Source organism: Nevskiales bacterium (genome assembly GCA_035574475.1).
Lineage (GTDB): Bacteria > Pseudomonadota > Gammaproteobacteria > Nevskiales > DATLYR01 > DATLYR01.
On the sequence record DATLYR010000014.1, the window covers coordinates 1 to 17,002 of the forward strand.

General features: G+C 67.7%; 13 protein-coding genes. 7 read left to right on the forward strand and 6 right to left on the reverse strand.

Translation table 11 applies throughout. The features are described 5' to 3' along the window. The 3 genes from pip to VNJ47_00615 form a co-directional block, all read left to right on the forward strand. The coding region (gene pip, locus VNJ47_00605) for a prolyl aminopeptidase (GenBank protein HXG27334.1) at nucleotides 1–995 on the forward strand (995 nt) is incomplete at its 5' end. Between the two features lie 10 nt (nucleotides 996–1,005). Then, nucleotides 1,006–3,222 (forward strand): patatin-like phospholipase family protein, encoded by a 2,217-nt coding sequence (locus tag VNJ47_00610; GenBank protein HXG27335.1) that lies wholly within the window; start codon nucleotides 1,006–1,008, stop codon nucleotides 3,220–3,222. A gap of 74 nt (nucleotides 3,223–3,296) precedes the next feature. Continuing rightward, a complete protein-coding gene (locus VNJ47_00615; protein ID HXG27336.1) occupies nucleotides 3,297–3,698 on the forward strand; it encodes a CBS domain-containing protein in 402 nt (133 codons plus the stop codon). 47 nt (nucleotides 3,699–3,745) lie between these two features. Here the strand turns inward: VNJ47_00615 and VNJ47_00620 are convergent, their stop codons facing one another. Then, a complete protein-coding gene (locus VNJ47_00620) occupies nucleotides 3,746–5,155 on the reverse strand; it encodes a sodium:solute symporter family protein (GenBank protein HXG27337.1) in 1,410 nt (469 codons plus the stop codon). Nucleotides 5,156–5,344: 189 nt separating this feature from the next. On the opposite strand from VNJ47_00620, the gene VNJ47_00625 reads away from it, so the two are divergent. Then, entirely contained in the window at nucleotides 5,345–6,802 is a 1,458-nt protein-coding gene (locus tag VNJ47_00625) for an aldehyde dehydrogenase family protein (protein ID HXG27338.1), read from the forward strand. A 112-nt stretch (nucleotides 6,803–6,914) separates the two neighbouring features. On the opposite strand, the gene VNJ47_00630 is transcribed toward VNJ47_00625, so the two are convergent. Then, nucleotides 6,915–9,395, reverse strand: a complete 2,481-nt coding sequence (locus VNJ47_00630) for an acyl-CoA dehydrogenase (GenBank protein ID HXG27339.1) — start codon at nucleotides 9,393–9,395, stop codon at nucleotides 6,915–6,917. Nucleotides 9,396–9,429: 34 nt separating this feature from the next. Then, nucleotides 9,430–10,029, reverse strand: coding sequence for a TetR/AcrR family transcriptional regulator (locus tag VNJ47_00635; protein ID HXG27340.1), 600 nt, complete (start codon nucleotides 10,027–10,029; stop codon nucleotides 9,430–9,432). Nucleotides 10,030–10,168: 139 nt separating this feature from the next. Here VNJ47_00635 and VNJ47_00640 point away from each other — a divergent pair, with 139 nt between their 5' ends. Then, the gene (locus VNJ47_00640) at nucleotides 10,169–10,891 is read left to right on the forward strand and encodes a hypothetical protein (protein HXG27341.1); all 723 of its coding nucleotides are present in this window, start codon (nucleotides 10,169–10,171) and stop codon (nucleotides 10,889–10,891) included. 12 nt (nucleotides 10,892–10,903) lie between these two features. On the opposite strand, the gene VNJ47_00645 is transcribed toward VNJ47_00640, so the two are convergent. Further along, nucleotides 10,904–12,937, reverse strand: coding sequence for a TonB-dependent receptor (locus VNJ47_00645; GenBank protein ID HXG27342.1), 2,034 nt, complete (start codon nucleotides 12,935–12,937; stop codon nucleotides 10,904–10,906). Between the two features lie 145 nt (nucleotides 12,938–13,082). On the opposite strand from VNJ47_00645, the gene VNJ47_00650 reads away from it, so the two are divergent. Both VNJ47_00650 and VNJ47_00655 read left to right on the forward strand, forming a co-directional pair. Beyond that, complete coding sequence (locus tag VNJ47_00650; protein ID HXG27343.1) at nucleotides 13,083–14,372, forward strand: ATP-binding protein; 1,290 nt, start codon at nucleotides 13,083–13,085, stop codon at nucleotides 14,370–14,372. Beyond that, on the forward strand, nucleotides 14,363–14,908 hold the full coding sequence (locus VNJ47_00655) for a response regulator transcription factor (GenBank protein ID HXG27344.1): 546 nt from the start codon (nucleotides 14,363–14,365) through the stop codon (nucleotides 14,906–14,908). Before VNJ47_00650 ends, VNJ47_00655 begins: the two co-directional genes overlap by 10 nt. A 122-nt stretch (nucleotides 14,909–15,030) precedes the next feature. Here the strand turns inward: VNJ47_00655 and VNJ47_00660 are convergent, their stop codons facing one another. Beyond that, complete coding sequence (locus VNJ47_00660; protein ID HXG27345.1) at nucleotides 15,031–16,065, reverse strand: DUF5924 family protein; 1,035 nt, start codon at nucleotides 16,063–16,065, stop codon at nucleotides 15,031–15,033. Then, nucleotides 16,065–16,751 carry a hypothetical protein gene (locus VNJ47_00665; GenBank protein ID HXG27346.1) on the reverse strand — a complete coding sequence of 229 codons (687 nt, stop codon included), beginning with the start codon at nucleotides 16,749–16,751 and terminating at the stop codon, nucleotides 16,065–16,067. The genes VNJ47_00660 and VNJ47_00665 overlap by 1 nt, the downstream gene beginning before the upstream one ends. Nucleotides 16,752–17,002: the final 251 nt, after the last annotated feature.

A 17,002-nucleotide genomic window follows, 5' to 3' on the forward strand; every position in this document is an offset into this window, starting at 1 on the left:
CGACGGCTCGCGCTGGTGGTGGCCGTTTGACTGAAGCCGCCGGTCGCCGCAGCCTGTATCCCGAGCTCGAGCCTTACCGCAGCGGCCGCCTGCGCGTCTCGGGCCTGCACGAGCTGTATTACGAAGAGTGCGGGAACCCGGAAGGCCAGCCCGCGCTGTTCGTGCACGGCGGCCCGGGCGCCGGCTGCGCACCCTGGCAGCGGCGCTTCTTCGACCCCGCGCACTACCGCATCGTGCTGTTCGACCAGCGCGGCTGCGGCCGCAGCACGCCGCACGCCTGCCTCGAGGACAACACCACCTGGGACCTGGTCGCGGACATGGAGCGCCTGCGCGCGATGCTGGGCATCGGGCGCTGGCTGGTGTTCGGCGGCTCCTGGGGCAGCACGCTGGCGCTGGCCTATGCCGAGACGCATCCCGAACGCGTCAGCGCGCTGGTGCTGCGCGGCGTGTTCCTGCTGCGCCCGTTCGAGCTGCGCTGGTTCTACCAGGAGGGCTGCAGCTACCTGTTCCCGGACGCCTGGCAACATTACCTGGCGCCGATCCCGGAGGCGGAGCGTGGTGACCTGATCGCCGCCTATCACCGCCGGCTCACGGGCGCGGATGCCGCCGCGCGGCTGCGGGCGGCGCGCGCCTGGAGCCAGTGGGAGGCCGCCACCTCCAAGCTGCTACCCGACCCGCAGATGGTGCAGAACTGGGGTGAGGACCGCTTCGCCGAGGCCATCGCCCGTATCGAGTGCCATTACTTCGTCAATCGCGGTTTCTTCACGCACCCGGACCAGCTGCTCGACGGTGTCGCACGCATCCGCAGCATTCCCGCCGTGATCGTGCAGGGCCGCTATGACGTGGTGTGCCCGCTGGTCAGCGCCTGGGACCTGCACCGGTGCTGGCCGGAGGCCGAGCTGCAGATCATCCCCGACGCCGGCCACGCCGCCAGCGAGCCCGGCATCGTGGATGCGCTGGTGCGCGCCACCGACCGCTTCCGTGCTGCGCGCTAAGCTTCTCATCATGTTCCGTCGCCTGCGCCTTATTGCCCTGCTGTGCCTGCCGTGGCCGTACGGCATGGCGATGGCCGCCGAGGCACCCACGCAGGGCATCGGCCTGGTGCTGAGCGGCGGCGGCGCACGCGGCGCGGCGCATATCGGCGTGCTCAAGGTGCTGGAGCGCGAGCGCATCCCGGTGGCGGCGATTGCCGGCACCAGCATGGGCGCGATCGTCGGCGGCCTGTACGCGGCCGGCTACAGCGCCGCCGAGATCGAGCGCATCATCCTGGCGATCGACTGGCGCGAGCTGTTCAACGACGACCCGCCGCGGCGCGAGCTGCCGATGCGGCGCAAGGAAGACGACCTGCGTTTCCTGCTCGACTTCAAACTCGGCTATCGCGATGGCCGCATCCAGCTGCCGGCCGGCGTGATCCAGGGCCAGGAGCTGCTCATGCTGCTGCGCCGGCTGCTGGTCTCCACCTGGAACCAGCCGGACTTCGACGCGCTGCCGATCCCGTTCCGCTGCGTCGGTACCGACATCGGTCGCGGCGAGCCGGTGGTGTTCGCGCGCGGCGACCTGGCGCTAGCGATCCGCGCCAGCCTGTCGGTGCCGGCGGCCTTCGCGCCGATCCAGGTCGAGGGCCGGCTGATGGTGGACGGCGGCATCGTCAACAACCTGCCGGTGGACGTGGCCCGCAGCATGGGCGCACGCCCGCTGCTGGTGGTCAACGTCAGTGAGCCGCTGCTGCCGGAATCCCGGCTCAATTCGCCAGTGGCGATCTCCGAGCAGATGCTGACGATACTGATGCAGCGCCAGACCGAAGCCGCGCTGGCCCGGCTCGGCCCCGAGGATCTGGTGTTGGCGCCGCAGCTCGGCGAGTTCGGCAGCAGCGAATTCGATCGTGTTGCCGAAGCGATCCCGGCCGGCGAACAGGCGGCCGCGCAGCAGCTCGAGCGGCTGCATGCCTTCCGCCTGGATGAGGCCGGCTACGCCGCCTGGCAGGCACGGCACCGCCGGCGCGACTTCGACCCGCCGCTGGTGGCCTTTCTCGACGTGATCAGGGACCGCAGCCGCACCGCCGGCTACGTCGAGAACCAGCTGGCCGGCACGGTGGGCCGGCCGCTCGACGTCAGGCAGCTCGAGCGCGACATTGGCCAGGCCTACGGCGCCGGCCGCTACGAGCGCATCGACTGGCAGTTGCAGCAACGCAACGGCCAGACCGGGCTGGAGATCGTTCCGGTGGACAAGAGCTGGGGCCCGAATTTCATCACCTTCGGCCTGCAGCTGTCCGACGATTTCGCCGGCCGCAACGGCTACCAGCTGGTGGCCGAAAGCACCCTGACCGGCCTGAACAGCTTCGGCGGCGAGTGGCGCAACCGGCTGAGCCTGGGCGAGCTGACCGGCCTGCGTACCGAGCTGTATCAGCCCTGGGGCTCGATCGGCCAGTATTTCACCCTGCCCTTCGCGGAGTACCTGGCGACCAACCAGCCGCTGCAACTGCTGGCGGGCGCGGATTCCGAATACCGCATCGAACGTTTCCAGACCGGTGTCGAATTCGGCTACAACCCGCGTGCCGATCTGCAGCTGTCGCTGGCCGGCGTGCGCGGCCGCGACCACGCGCGGCTGCGGATCGGCGACCCGTTGCTGCTGCCCAGGCGGCGCGAGGCCGACTTCACGGCGCTGGTGCTGGGCCTGACGCGCGACACGCTCGATGAGGCCGAGTTTCCCGCGCGCGGCGGGCGCGTGGAACTGGAATTCTCCGCCTACGGCCGGGCACTCGGCGGTGACAGCCGCGGCGAAGTCGCGACGCTCAGTTGGGACGAGGCGCTGTCGCACGGCCGGCATCGCGGTTTGTTCGGCCTGCGCCTGCACACCACTTGGGACGACCCCAACCTGCTGCAGACCACCGGCTTCCTCGGTGGCTTCACCAACCTGTCCGGCTTCGCCGAGCGCGAACTGTTCGGCGAGCACAGCCTGCTGGCACGCGCCGTGTACTACCGCCGCCTCGACGACACCAGCCGCCTGTTCACCGTGCCGGTGTACCTCGGCGGCAGCCTCGAAGGTGGCAATGTGTGGGAGAAACGGCGCGACGTGTCGCTGGGTGACCTGATCGGCGCCGGCAGCCTGTTCCTGGGGGTGGATACGATCTTCGGCCCGGTGTTCTTCGGCTATGGCCTGGCCGACACCGGCGATAGCGCCTGGTATCTGAACTTCGGCTCGCTGCTGCGGCCGCGCCTGTGACCTGGCCATGCCGCAAGCTGCGACAGTTGCGTTATGCTGCCGGAAACGGCACCGGAGGACGCAGGGAGTCGCTCATGACCGCCATCAGCACCAAGACCGTCCGCGACTATATGACCACGCGGCTGCTGACCTTCACCCCGGACACCGAGATCATGGCAGCGATGCGACAGCTGGTCACGCGCGGGCACTCTGGCGCGCCAGTGGTGGACGAGGACGGCCATGTCGTCGGCATGCTCTCGGAAAAGGACTGCCTCAAGGTCGCGGTACTGGCCAATTACGAAGGCGTGTCGCCCGGACTGGTGCGCGACTACATGTCGCCGTCGGTGGTCTCGGTCACGCCGGACACCAGCCTGCTGGAGGTCGCCAGCCGCTTCGTGGATGCGCCGTTCAAACGTTTTGCGGTGGTGGTGGACGGCAAGCTGGTCGGCCAGATCTCGCGCTCCGACGTATTGCGCGCGATCGATGAGCTGAGCTGACGGGCGCAACCCACCCCCCGGCGAAGTCCGACGTCCAGCGTCGCGAATCAAGACCCTGGGTTCCGGATCGCGACTCCTGCGCGGTCTTGTCCGGAATGACGAATCCCGAACGGTGCTGCGACGAGGTACGCGCAAAAGGCCGCAGCCAGGGAGGTCAGGTAGGGATACGGCAGTTCGAACAGGTGCTGCCCGCCGACGTAAACCGCGATGCCGGCGACCAGCGCGGCGATGGCGGAGGCCGCACTGCCGATGCGCCTGCCCCACAGCGCGAACAGCATGCACACCAGCACGCCGGCCGAGCCCAGGCTCGAGGCCTCCTCGACCAGCGCATACACGCCCTCGCTGGTCAGCGCCAGGACATAGGCGACCAGTCCGAACACCACCACCGCGGCGCGGTCGAAGCGCAGCCTGTGGCGCTCGTCCATGCGCGGCATCAGCGGGATGACCAGGTTGTGCGCGGTCAGCGCACCGGCCACCAGCAGCGCGCTGTTGACCGTGGACAGGATCGCCGACACCAACGCACCCACGAACACGATGTACAGCACGGTGCCCAGATTCTGCTGGGCCACGTGCATCAACACCTGCTCGGGATGCTCCAGGGCACCGACCAACTGCGGACCGACCAGGCCGATGCCGACCGGAATCAGACCCACGGCCAGATACAGAAAACTCGCGCCGACGGTAGCGCGACTGGCTATCGTCGGCGAGCGGGCCGAGATGATGCGCGAGATCATCTCCTGTGCGGCCACCGTGCCCAGCACCGGGATGGCCCAGGCCTCCAGCGTGGCCAGCCAGGGCTGCCCGGCCGGCACCAGCCGGGTCGCTTCGCCGGACAGTGCGCCGAGTTTCTCCCAGCCCCCGCCGGCGACCAGCACGATCGCGCCCAGTGCCACCAGGCCGACGATCAGCACCACGCCCTGCAGCAGGTCGCTGAGCGCGTCGGCCAGCATACCGCCCAGCGTGGTGTAGATCACGACCACCGCGGTGGCAACGGTGATGGCGACGTTGACCTCGAGGTCGGACGAGGCCGTGAGCACCTGGCCGAAGGCGCGGATCTGCGCCGCCGCCCACAACAGCGAGGTCGGCACCATCAGGATCGCGGCCAGGCGCTCGACGCCGACGCCGTAGCGCTCGCGGAACAGGTCGGCCAGGGTAGTAAGCTTGCGCCGCCACAGCGGCGCGGCGAAGAACAGCCCCGCCACCAGGATGCCCAGCGCATAACCGAAGGGATCGGTCGTGACCGCCGCCAGCCCGCCGGCATAGGCCTCGCCGGCCGAGCCGACGCAGGTCTCGGCGCCGAACCAGGTGGCGAACACCGTGAACAGTGTCAGGCCGGGACCCAGATTGCGCCCGGCCAGCAGATAGTCCTGCTCGGTCTTGATCCCACGCGAAGCCCAGTAGCCGATCGCCAGCTGCAGCAGTACGTAAACCAGGATGCAAACGACCAGCAGATTCACCGTGCAGCCCCCCAGACTGTGGCGCGAGTTTGGTGTGCCGACCGGGGCGCGTCAACGGGCCGGCCCCCTGTCCTGCCCAGTCATTGACAGTACCCGACCAAGCGTTTAAGAAGGTAGGTCGTATCCCACATTGCCGTTCCGAATCAGCCCGGCCGCGCGCCTGGCGCCCGAAGGGGCCGAGGAGAGCCCATGAGCACACCCGCACAAGTCCTGCCGATGGAGAATGCGCGCGAGAATGCGCCGGAGAGCGAAATCCAGCGCATTTTCCGCCATCAGCGCGCCTTCGCGCCGAGCCTGCGGACCACCACCGCGGCCGAGCGCATCGCCAAGATCCGCAAGCTTCGCGACCTGGTGCAGGCGCATGCGCAGCAGATCCACCTCGCCGCCGCCGCCGATTACGGCAAGCCGCAGGCGGAAGTGGACCTGGCCGAGATCATGCCGATCGTGGCCGAGGCCAACCACACGATGGCCAACCTGAAGAGATGGATGAAGCCGCGCCGCGTGCCGACCATCCGCTCCATGCTCGGCACCAGCAGCTGGATCAAATCCGAGCCCCGCGGCGTGTGCCTGATCATCGCGCCCTGGAACTACCCGGTGAACCTAGCCTTCGTGCCCCTGATCTCGGCCATTGCGGCCGGCAACACCGCCATCATCAAGCCCTCGGAGCTGGCGCCGCACCTGTCTGCGGTAATCGCCAAGATCGTGCGCGAGAATTTCGACGCACGCGAGGTCGCGGTGTTCGAAGGCGATGCCACGGTCGCCACCGAGCTGCTGGCGCAGCCCTTCGACCACATCTTTTTCACCGGCAGCCCGCAGCTCGGCAAGATCGTCATGGCAGCGGCTGCCAAACACCTGGCCAGCGTCACGTTGGAGCTGGGCGGCAAGTCACCCACCCTCATCGATGCCAGCGCCGACCTCAAGATGGCCGCGCGCAGCGTGCTGTGGGCCAAGTTCACCAACGCCGGCCAGACCTGCATCGCGCCGGACTACGTGTATGTGCACAACGACGTCAAGGACGCCTTCCTGGCCGAGTGCAAGGCCGGCATCGAGGAGGTCTACGGCACCGACGCGCAGCAGCAGATGCGCAGCCCCGACTACTGCCGCATCGTCAACGCGCGCCACTACGCGCGTGTCAGCGGCCTGCTCGAGGATGCGATCCGGCGCGGCGCTCAGGTCGTGGTGGGCGGCGCCACCCGCGCCGAGGACCGCTTCATCGCGCCGACCGTCCTCAGCAACGTGCCGCGCGACGCCGGCGTGATGCAGGAAGAAATCTTCGGGCCGCTGCTGCCGGTGCTCGGCTACAGCGACCTCGATCAGGCCATCGCCGACATCAACCGCGGCGAGAAGCCGCTGGCGCTGTACGTGTACGCGCGCAACGACAAGGTGGTCGATCGGGTACTCAACAACACTACCGCCGGCGGTACCTGCATCAACGGCGCCGTGGTGCACTTCCTGCAGCACCATCTGCCCTTCGGCGGTGTCAACAACAGCGGTATCGGCGCTTACCACGGCGTGCACGGCTTCCGCGCGTTCTCGCACGAGCGTGCCGTAGTCAAGGTCCACTACGCCAGCATCCGCATGTTCTACCCGCCCTACACCGACCAGGTGAAGCGGATGATCAAGCTGGCGATGAAGTGGTTCATCTAACCCCAGGTGGAAGGCCGAAAGAGGGCGGGCCATGGGCCCGCCCTTTTTCTTTGATCTTGCTCGCTATGGGCAGGCCCGCGGATGCGGGCCTATACCTGCCCGAGGGGCATGATCAGGCCACGCGTGCGGCCTGCGACGGCGCCGCCCCGCGCGACTCGCCGGCCAGGTACTCCTTGCTGAAGTCGTCGGTCAGGATCGCCTCGTAGCGCAGCCGGTCGAAGGCCTCGATCTGGCGCGCCTCCTCGGCGCTGATCACCCGGTTCGCCACGCAGTACTGGATCTGCTCGGCGAAGCTCAGACCGGCGACACCCTTGTTCGCCACCTTCTGGAAACGGTTGTAGGCATCCTCCACCGCCAGCAGCGCCTTGAAGGCCGCCACCATGCGCCCGGTGACGTCGTTCTCGCCCGGACCGATGTAGGCATATTGCTGCAGGCGGTCGCGCAGGGCAGTCGGCTGCATCATCTGCTCGGCCAGCCGCGAGCCCAGCCGGTCGGAGGGCCGGCGGTAAGGCTGGCCGAGCGGGAACACGATCAGGCGCATGCCCCAGCCGACCACGCGCACCGGGAAGTTGGCAAAGAACTCGTCGAAGGCGCGGCCGATCTCGGCCAGCGCATGGTCCAGCGCCCAGCGCGCGTGGTCGAGGTCCTCCGGCGTCCTGCCTTCGTCGTAGTAGTACTTGAGTACCGCCGAGCCGAGATACAGCTGGCTCAGCACGTCGCCCAGGCGCGCGGACAACAGTTCCTTGCGCTTGAGCTCGCCGCCGAGCACGCCCATGGTCACGTTCGACACGAAATACAGCGCCGAACTCATGCGCGTGAACTGCCGGTAGTAGTACGCCATCGGCCCGCCGACCGGCGACCCCGCCAGCCTGGCACCGGTCAGACCGAGCGTGAGCGTGCGGATCTTGTGATGGATCACCGAGCCGACGTGGCTGAGGAAATGCCGGTCGAAGGCGGCCAGATCGTTGGTGCGCGCGGCCTCCATCTCCGGGAACACGTGCGGGTGGCAGCGGATCGCGCCCTGGCCGAAGATCATCAGGCTGCGCGTGAGGATGTTGGCGCCCTCCACCGTGATCGCCACCGGCACCGCCTGGTAGCCGCCGGCCAGATAGTTGCGCGGTCCCATCATCACGCCGCGGCCGCCGTGGATGTCCATGGCGTCGATCATGACCTTCCGCATCATCTCGGTCATGTGGTACTTCGCGATCGCGGTGGTGACCGACGGGCCCTTGTGCTCGGTCTTCACGCAGTGGTCCACCGCGCTGGCGGTGAGCGAGCGCGCGGCCTCCAGCGTGTAGGTTAGGCCGGCGATGCGCGCCATCGCCTCCTGGACGCCCTCGAACTTGCCGATCGGCATTTTGAACTGGCGGCGCAGACGCGCGTAGATGCCGGTCATGCCATAGGCGCCGTAGCCGGCGGCGGTGGACAGCGCCGGCAGCGAGATGCCGCGGCCCGCCGACAGACACTCGACCAGCATGCGCCAGCCCTTGCCGGCCATCTTCTTGCCGCCGATGATCCAGTCGATCGGCACGAAGACGTCCTTGCCCTCGACCGTACCGTTCATGAACACCGTGCCCGGGTAATGCCGGCGGCCGATCTTGACACCTGGATGATCGGCCGGGATCAGCGCGCAGGTGATGCCGTAGTCGCTCTTGTCGCCATCGCCCAGCAGGTGCTCGGGGTCGTACAGGCGGAAGGCCAGGCCGATGACCGTCGCCACCGGCGCCAGCGTGATGTAGCGCTTGCTGAAGTTCAGGCGCAGACCGAGGACTCTCTTGCCCTCGAACTCGCCCATGCACACGATGCCGGTGTCGGTCAGGCGCGTGGCGTCCGAGCCGGCCTCGGGGCTGGTCAGGCCGAAGCAGGGAATCTCGCGGCCTGCGGCCAGGCCTGGCAGCCAGCGTTTCTGCTGCTCTTCTGTGCCGTAGTGCACCAGCAATTCGCCCGGTCCCAGCGAGTTCGGCACCATGACGGTGACCGCGGCAGTGATCGAACGCGTGGCGATCTTGGTCACCACGCAGGACTGCGCGTAGGCGGAGAAGCCCAGACCACCGTGCGCCTTCGGAATCAGCATGGCGAAGAAACCGTTGCTGCGGATGTAGTCCCAGACCGCAGGCGGTAGATCCTTGTATTCGTGCAGGTTCTTCCATTCGTCCAGCATGGCGCACAGGGTATTGGTCGGCCCGTCGAGGAAGGCCTGTTCCTCGGCCGTCAGGCGCGTACGCTCGAACTTCAGCAGCTTGTGCCAGTCGGGCTTGCCGCGAAACATCTCGCCTTCCCACCAGACCGTGCCGGACTCCAGCGCCTCGCGCTCGGTCGAGGTCATCTCCGGCAGCACCTTCTTGAAGCCGGCGAACACCGGCCCCGTGATCAGCAGCCGGCGCAGCGGCGGCAGATTGAGCAGCAGCGCGAGCGCCACGAACACGCCACCCGTGACCTGCAGCGTCAGGGGCTCGGTCATCAGGCCGGCGGCGTAGAGGCCGCCCAGGTAGGCGCCCACGGCTAGCGTCCAGACCAGCAGCGGCGCGCCGAGATAGGCCAGCAGCCAGAAAACCGCGATGGCGGCGACGATGGCGATGCTCAATGTCGACATGGAAACCCCCTGATGAACATTCGATGGGCTGACGCTAGGCGATCTTCGCGCCACTGGCCGGTCTGTGCGCGGGCAGCAAATTCTGCGTCAGGAATTGCACATAGGCCTGGTAATCGCTGCCGGCCGGCAGCGCCCCCGGCTGGTCGCGGCGCACTTGCAAGGTGCCGAGGTACACCGAGTAGGCCATCATGGCCCACTGCGCCGCATCCCGTGCCGACAGGCCCAGCGCTCGATAGCAGTCGTTGAGGAACTGCAGGCCGCGCTCGGATGCGCGTTGCACCACCGCCTTGATGCGCGGGTCGTGTGCCGCGGCAGCCGAGAGCGCCTGATACAGGCGTGCCGCGCGCTCGCCGGCATGCACGCTGGCGAACAGCTTCTGGATGCGGACGCGCGGATCCGGCTCGCGCCGCACGGCCGCGAAGGTTTCCTCGGTCTCTTTGCGTTCCCACAGCGCCAGCGCCGCCATCAGCAGCGCCTCGCGGTTGGCGAAGTGCCAGTAGAAGCTGCCCTTGGTGACACCCAGACGGCGCGCCAGCGGCTCTACCGCCACGGCATCGATGCCGTCGCGCGCGATGGCATCCAGCGCAGCGGCGGCCCAGTCGTCGGCGGTCAGGGTCTTGCGATCTTCGGCCATGGAGTGCCCCCGTGGTCAGAGGCCACCATACGGTAGCGTACTGTGGGAAGCATAGCACAAGAATCTGTGTATGCGTGGGAACATAGGCTGCTTCTGTTAACCTGCGGCTGTTAGCACCGAAAACCATGCAAGCGCCTTTATGCCGAGACAAGAAAAACTCAGTTTATACAGGCGGATAAAGCAGTTCCTCCGGCGCAAGAAGACCCGCCTCAAGCAGGCCGGCTGGTACCCACCACCGGATCCGGTCGAAGTCCCTCCCGAGATCGAGGTGCTCGAAATGATCGGGCAGGGCCGGCGCTCCTGCACCTATCGCGCGCGCTATCGGGGCGAGCCGGTGGCGCTCAAGGTCTATCGTCGCGCATTGGTGAAACGCTACCGCTGGCGCTATGGCGTGAATCTGGCGCAGTTCGAGTACAACCGGAACCGCGCCTTCTGGGCAAACCCCGCCTTACGACCCTACACGGTCGAACCCCTGAAACTGCTGGGCGTGAACGATGGCTACTCGGCCGCCTTCGTGCAGGCCTGGGCGGAAGGCGAGACTCTGAAAGAGCGTGCCACCCGCTGCGGGCCGATTCCGGCGGAACTGCTGGCCCTGGGGTATCACCTCGTACACACGGCCCATGCCGCGGGACTTTATGACCTGGATTTCAATGCCGGCAACATCAAGCTGCGCCGCACAGCCACGGGCGAATTGCCATTGATCTACGACTTCAACCTGCTGCCCCAGCACCTGTACGCCCCCAATCCCTTCCGGTGGCTGGCACTGCGTCTCGGCTTGCGCCACCCCGGTTATCGCGACTTCGCGGCCTTGGAAGGCTGGGCCAATCTGGGACTCACGCAAAAGCAGTATCACCTGCTTTGAAAACAGCAACCGCTAGCTGCGCCACTCCAGGCCGGCGAAAAAGGAGCGGCCGTCGCCCGGCAGGAACTGGGCGCGGTCCAGGCCGCCCGCATCCTCGATCACGCCGGTCGTGGCCGCGTAGCGGCGGTCCGTCAGATTGCGGCCTTCGACGAACCAGCCCCAGCCGCTTTCCGAGCGCCGGCCCAGCTTCAGGCCCCAGACGGTGTAACCGTCGGCCTCGAAGCTGTTGCGATGGTCGATGTAATAGTCGCTCGGCGACCATTCCAGCGTCGGGCCGGCGTGCCAACCGGCCGGCGCACGGTACAGCAGCTCGGCGCGCAGCAGATGGGGCGGGATGCCGGCCAACTCGTTGTCGCCATACTGGGCATCGTCGTCGAAGCGGAAGTCGCTCCACAGGTAGGCCGAGCGCAGGTTCCAGTGCGCCGCCACGTGCCAGTCGAAGCCCAGTTCGAGGCCCTGGTGCCGGGTGCGGTCGGCGTTGAGGGTGGCCGGCGGCGCGCCGGGCGGATCGGTGAGGCTGAGCAGTTCGTCGCGCACCCAGGTCTGGTAATACGCGAGCTCGAAGGCGTAACGTGGGCGTAGCAGCCGCGTGCCGACCTCGACCGTGGTCGCGCGCTGAGCATCGTTCAACCGACCATCCGGGCGACGCAGTTCGGCAAAGCTGGGGGGCTCGAAGCTGCGGCTGAGATTGGCAAACAGCTGCGTGCCCGCGGCCGGCTCGTACAGCAGGCCCAGCCGTGGGCTGAAGCCGCGGTAGGTTTCGTCCGCGCTCTCGTCCACCCCGCCGGTGATCAACTCATCGCGCGAGTCGCGCGCGGCACGCACTGCGTGGGCGCCGACTATGCCGGTCCAGCCGGGCACGAATGCATACTGGTTCTCGGCGTACAGCTGCAGGTGGGTGGCGGTCTGGTCGAGGCGGTTGGTCGGCGCACCGAGCGCGCCACCGACGTTCGCGAAGCGCGCGTCCAGATTCTGCCCCCGCAAGGCGCGTGCGCCCACGACCAGGCGGTTGCCGTGCCGGTAAAGTGGCGCCTCCGACACGAAGCGCACATCCACGCCGTAATCCTCGCTGTCCACCTCGAGCACCTGGAAGATAGGGTGGAACAGGTCCTTGTCCGCATAGAACACGGACAGCTCCAGCGTCTCGGCCGCATTCAGCCGCCAGCGGGTCTTGTTGGCAAGCCGCCAGAGCGTGAAGTCGCGCTTCTGGTCGCCGGCGATGTTGGCCGGGTTGGCCTGGCGCGGATCGTCCTGCAGCTGTGCCTTGGTCAGACTGCCGGGCAATTCAGACTCGGTATCCACGTAGGCGAGATAGACCCGGGTTTCCAGATCCTCGCGCAGCCGCCAGCCGGCATTGCCGAACAGACGCTGGGTATCCTGCACCGCGTGTTCGCGGAACCCGTCCTGGCTGAAATGGCTGAGGCTGAGGGTGTAGTCCAGCCGGTCATCGACACCCGCCGTCGCCGCCTGGCCGCGCAGGTAGCCGAAGCTGCCGGCCTCCAGCCGCGCCAGCCAGTCCGGCGCATCGTGGCCGCTGGCGGTCACGAAGTTGATCGAGCCGCCCAGCGTGGCCGCGCCATGGCTGAGCGCGTTCGCGCCGCGATAGACCTCGATGTAGCGGGTGGCCAGCGGCTCGACTGCCTGGAAATCGCTGCCACCGTCGGCCTGGTTCAGCGGCACGCCATCCTGCAGCAGCTCGATGCCGCGCAGGTGGAAAGTGCGCTGGATGCCCGAGCCGCGGATGGACAGGCGCGCCTCTTCCGCGCCGAAGCGCGGCTGCACGAACACGCCGGGCGAGTAGCCGAGCGCATCCTGCAGGGTGCTGACGCGGCCGTCGCGATATTCCCGGTCTTCGACCAGGTCCACGCCGCCGGCGGTCTTCTCGATCTGGCGGCGCGCCTCGGCGGGCGTCGCTACGGTCAGGCTGGGCTCGCCCTCGGCGGTGACCTCAAGGCCTTCCAGCCAGACCGGGTGGTCGGCCGAGACAGGCGCTGCGGACAGCGCCAGCGCCACAGCCACAAGGGCAAGCCGGAAGCGATGATGCACCGTGGAAACTCCTTTGGAATCCGCGCGAATTCTAGGCATGGGGGTCGAAGGCCGGAATGCGGCAAAACGTCGCAGGCAATGCTGGCCGGCTAGCGCCCCTGTGCCTGAGCCGCTATTCTGGCCGCCGCCTCGCCCGCGTTCGCCCATGCATATCCGCCTCGACTTCAGCCCCGAACACAGTCTGCGCAGCCTGTGCCTGCTGCGCGGCTGCGCCATCCTCGGCCTGATCGCTGCCATTCTCGGCGGCCATTACGGCCTCGATCTGACACTACCGGTGCTGCCCATGATGGGGCTGGCACTCGGGCTATCGCTGCTGACTCTGCTGACGCTCTGGCGGCTGACGCGCGCCTGGCCGGTAACGCAACCCGAGATCGCCCTCCAGCTGGCCGTGGATACACTGGCGCTGACCGCGTTGTTTGCGCTGTCGGGTGGCCCCGGGAATCCTTTCGTGTCGTTCTATCTGGTGCCCATCGCGATCGGGGCCGTGATGCTGTCGAGAAGCTGGGCCTGGGCGGTCACGCTGCTGAGCATGCTCCTGTATGGAACCCTGATCGCCGACTTTGCGCAGCACCTGCACCATCAGCACGATACCCACGGTTTCCAGCTGCACGTACTGGGCATGTGGCTGAATTTTCTGCTCAGTGCCGTTCTGGTCACCACCTTCGTCACCACGGTGGCCGAGGCGGTGCGCCGACGCGACCGCACGCTCGCCGCGGCGCGCGAGGAGGCCTTGCGCAACGAGCAGATTCTCGCGGTCGGCACGCTGGCAGCCGGCGCGGCGCATGAGTTGAGCACACCGCTCTCGACCATGGCCATTACCATTGCCGAACTGCGTGCACAATATGCGCAGCATCCTCAGCTGCAGGCCGAGCTGGATCTGCTGCGCGGTCAGATCGAGATCTGCCGCAGCCAGCTGGAGGTTCTGCTCGCGGTGGCAGGCCGCGAGCGGGCCGCCAGCGGCACCCCTGCCGTCTCCGCAGAAAACTTTCTGCGAATCGCCGCGGACCGTTGCCGCCTCATGCGTCCCGAACTGAAACTCCAGATCGATGCCGACCCGACACTGGCCAGTCTGCACTTGCACCAGGACCCGGCACTGACACAGTCCGTTCTGGCGGCGCTCAACAACGCTGCTGACGCCAGTCTGGCGGCCGGAACCCCCTACGTCGAACTGCGCGCCACCACAAAGGATGAACAGCTCATCATCGAAATCGGAGATCGCGGTGCAGGGCTGCGGCCGGAGCAGCGCGCGCTCGCCGGCCGCGGCGTATTCACGACCAAGCCAGACGGACATGGCCTCGGCCTGGTCCTGTCGCATGCGACGCTGGAACGGCTCGGCGGCGAGATGCGTCTGGAACCCCGCCCCGGCGGCGGCACACTGGCGCGTATCGGCGTGCCTCTGCAAGCGCTGCGGGCCGTGCAGGGGAAATGCGCGTGAGCATGGTGCATTGGCTGCTGATCGACGATGACAGTGCCTTCCGCACGGCGCTGGCGCGTGCGCTCACCCGACGCGGGCACGCCGTGGCCACTGCCGGTGACGTCAGGTCGGCGCTGGCGCTGGCCGAGCAGCACCCGTTGCGGCAGGTCGTGCTCGATCTCAAGCTGGGCAGCGAATCCGGGCTCGAGCTGATCCAACCGCTGCTGCAGCGTCATCCCGGGCTGCAGATCGTGGTCCTGACCGGCTACGCCAGTATCTCCACCGCGGTCGAAGCGATCCGGCGCGGTGCCTGTAATTACCTGTGCAAGCCGGTGGATACCGACGCGGTACTCGCGGCCTTCCAGACGGCCGCGCCGCTTGCTTCGTCGCCGGCTGCAGCCGAACCGTCGCGCATGAGTCTGCGCCGGCTGCAATGGGAGCATATCCAGCAGGTGTTGAGCGAGCACGATGGCAATATATCGGCCGCGGCGCGTGCCCTGGGCCTGCATCGCCGTACCCTGCAACGGCGGCTGGCCAAGCGCCCGGTGAGAAACTAGGGAAGCCCAGATTCATTCGTCATCCCGGCGAAGGCCGGGGTCCAGAGCCTTGAAAGTCGCTGGATTCCGGCTTGCGGCGGAATGACGAAGGAAATCGATCATAGGTTCCCTAGCTCAGCGCGTCACACGATCCGGAAGCGGATCACGCCGATCAGCTGTCCGGCGGTCGTGATCACTTCGATGCGCCATTCGCCGCGCGGATCCTGCGGAAAGTTCAGTTTGTGGCTCCAGGCGCGGTAACCCTCGCTGCGGCCGCCGGCGATGGTCAGGGGTATGCGATCCACCACCACGCCGTCGTGGCGCCAGACATGCACGATCTCCTCGCGCAGCCCGCGCGGTGCGCGGATGGCACTGAAGGCGTACAGCCCGCGCCCGGCCAAATCCGGGGCGGCCACTTCTCGCAGCGGGAAACCGGGTAGACGGTCGCCTTCATCGAGCTGCTGGGTCACCGCGCCGTAGGTGACCCAGAGCGTGGCCGGCGGCACCCAGTAGCGCAGCATCCAGGCACCGCAGGCCAGCGCGCCCGCCAGCGCCGCCAGCAGCAGCCAGCGCCAGGCCTCGTGCGCGCCGATCACGCGCGCCAGGCTGGGCAACGCCAGTACGCCGGCTGCGGCCGAAGCCAGGGCCATGCTCTGCGCCGTCGTCAGATGCCAGATCAGGGGCAGTGCCGTGAGCATGGCGACGAACACGGCCAGCGCATGAAATGCCAGATAGCTACCGCGCCGAGCCGCGATGCCACCGAAGTAGAGCGGGTCCACCATGGACACCAGAGCAGCGACGATCAAGCCGCCGGTGAACAGGGCCTGGCCGGTACTCCAAGTCGTGGTGGCCAGGAAGAACGGCAGGGTAAAAAAGAAGGTTTCCTGATGGATGGCCTGTGTCGCGAAGCGCGACAGGAACTGGGTCAGGCCGCCGTGCCGCTCGAAATAGCGGCCGAACATGCCTTCGGCCAGCATCCACAGCCAGCTGAGCAGCAGCAAGACCCCGATCCAGCGCGCGAGATTATCGGCCCGCTGGATCAGCACGAAGCTCGCCAGCCCCGTGCCGAAGCTGGCCGCAGCCAGCCACCAGCGGTAGCGCTCGAGCCAGGTCAGCAGCCGGCCGAGCGCCGACGGCGGCGCCGGCTCGGCAGGACTGGCCGCCGCGGGCTCGACCATCAGCGGGTCCGGCGGACCAGGAGGAAACGAAAGATGTCGCGCACCAGCGCACCGAAGCCGCGCGCCAGCTTGCCGACTGGACCGTGTTGCAGGCGGCCACGTTCGATCTCGGTGAGCAGCTCGGGGGCGACGCGGTGCTTGAGCTTGATGATGGCATCGCGGTCGGCCTGGCATAGCAGCGGGAACATCCAGCCCAGCGGATGCCACCAGGGCCGCAGAAAAGCGCAGGAGACGAAATCGACCAGGTACGGTTGCCCGGCAGCATCCACCAGGATATTGCCGGAGCGGCGCATGTCGCAGTGCGCAACCCCGCGTGCATGGATGCGGTCCACCAGCTGGCGCAGGCGCTCGAAGAATTCCGGCCGCGCCGTCTGCGGCTGCTTGCGTGCGGGCACCACGTCACGCAGATGCTCCATCAGGAAGGCACGCGGGCCCAGTTTGCGGATCAGCCGCGGCACGCCGCTCGTGCCCTCCAGCCGCGCCAGCGCGCGGGTCTCCCGCCACACCAGGAGCGGCCCGATCAGGACGGCGAACAGCCGGTCGCAGCGGCTGTAGTCCTTGAGCACTGCCTCGCCGCCGTCGTAGCGCACGACCAGTACGGCTGGGCGCGAGCCGGCACCCTCGACATAGCGGTGCAGCACCGACTGGTGCAGGGCCTCGGGGCTGAGCGGTTCCGCTGGGGGCATCGCGTTCAGGTAAGGTCGGGCACGATCATCGCATGGCGCATTCTACCGCAGACCCTGCTTCGCCTTTGCCGCAGACTGGCCTACACTCAGTCCTATCAGGGATTGCAACACAGGAGACCGAACATGCCTGAAACCATGCATCTGACCCGCGCCGCCCTGCTGCTCCTGCTGTGCGCGGGGTTGGCGGCCTGCGGCAGCCAGACCAGTGCGGAAGCCACCGACGAAACCGCCCTGAGCGAGGAAGCAGCGGC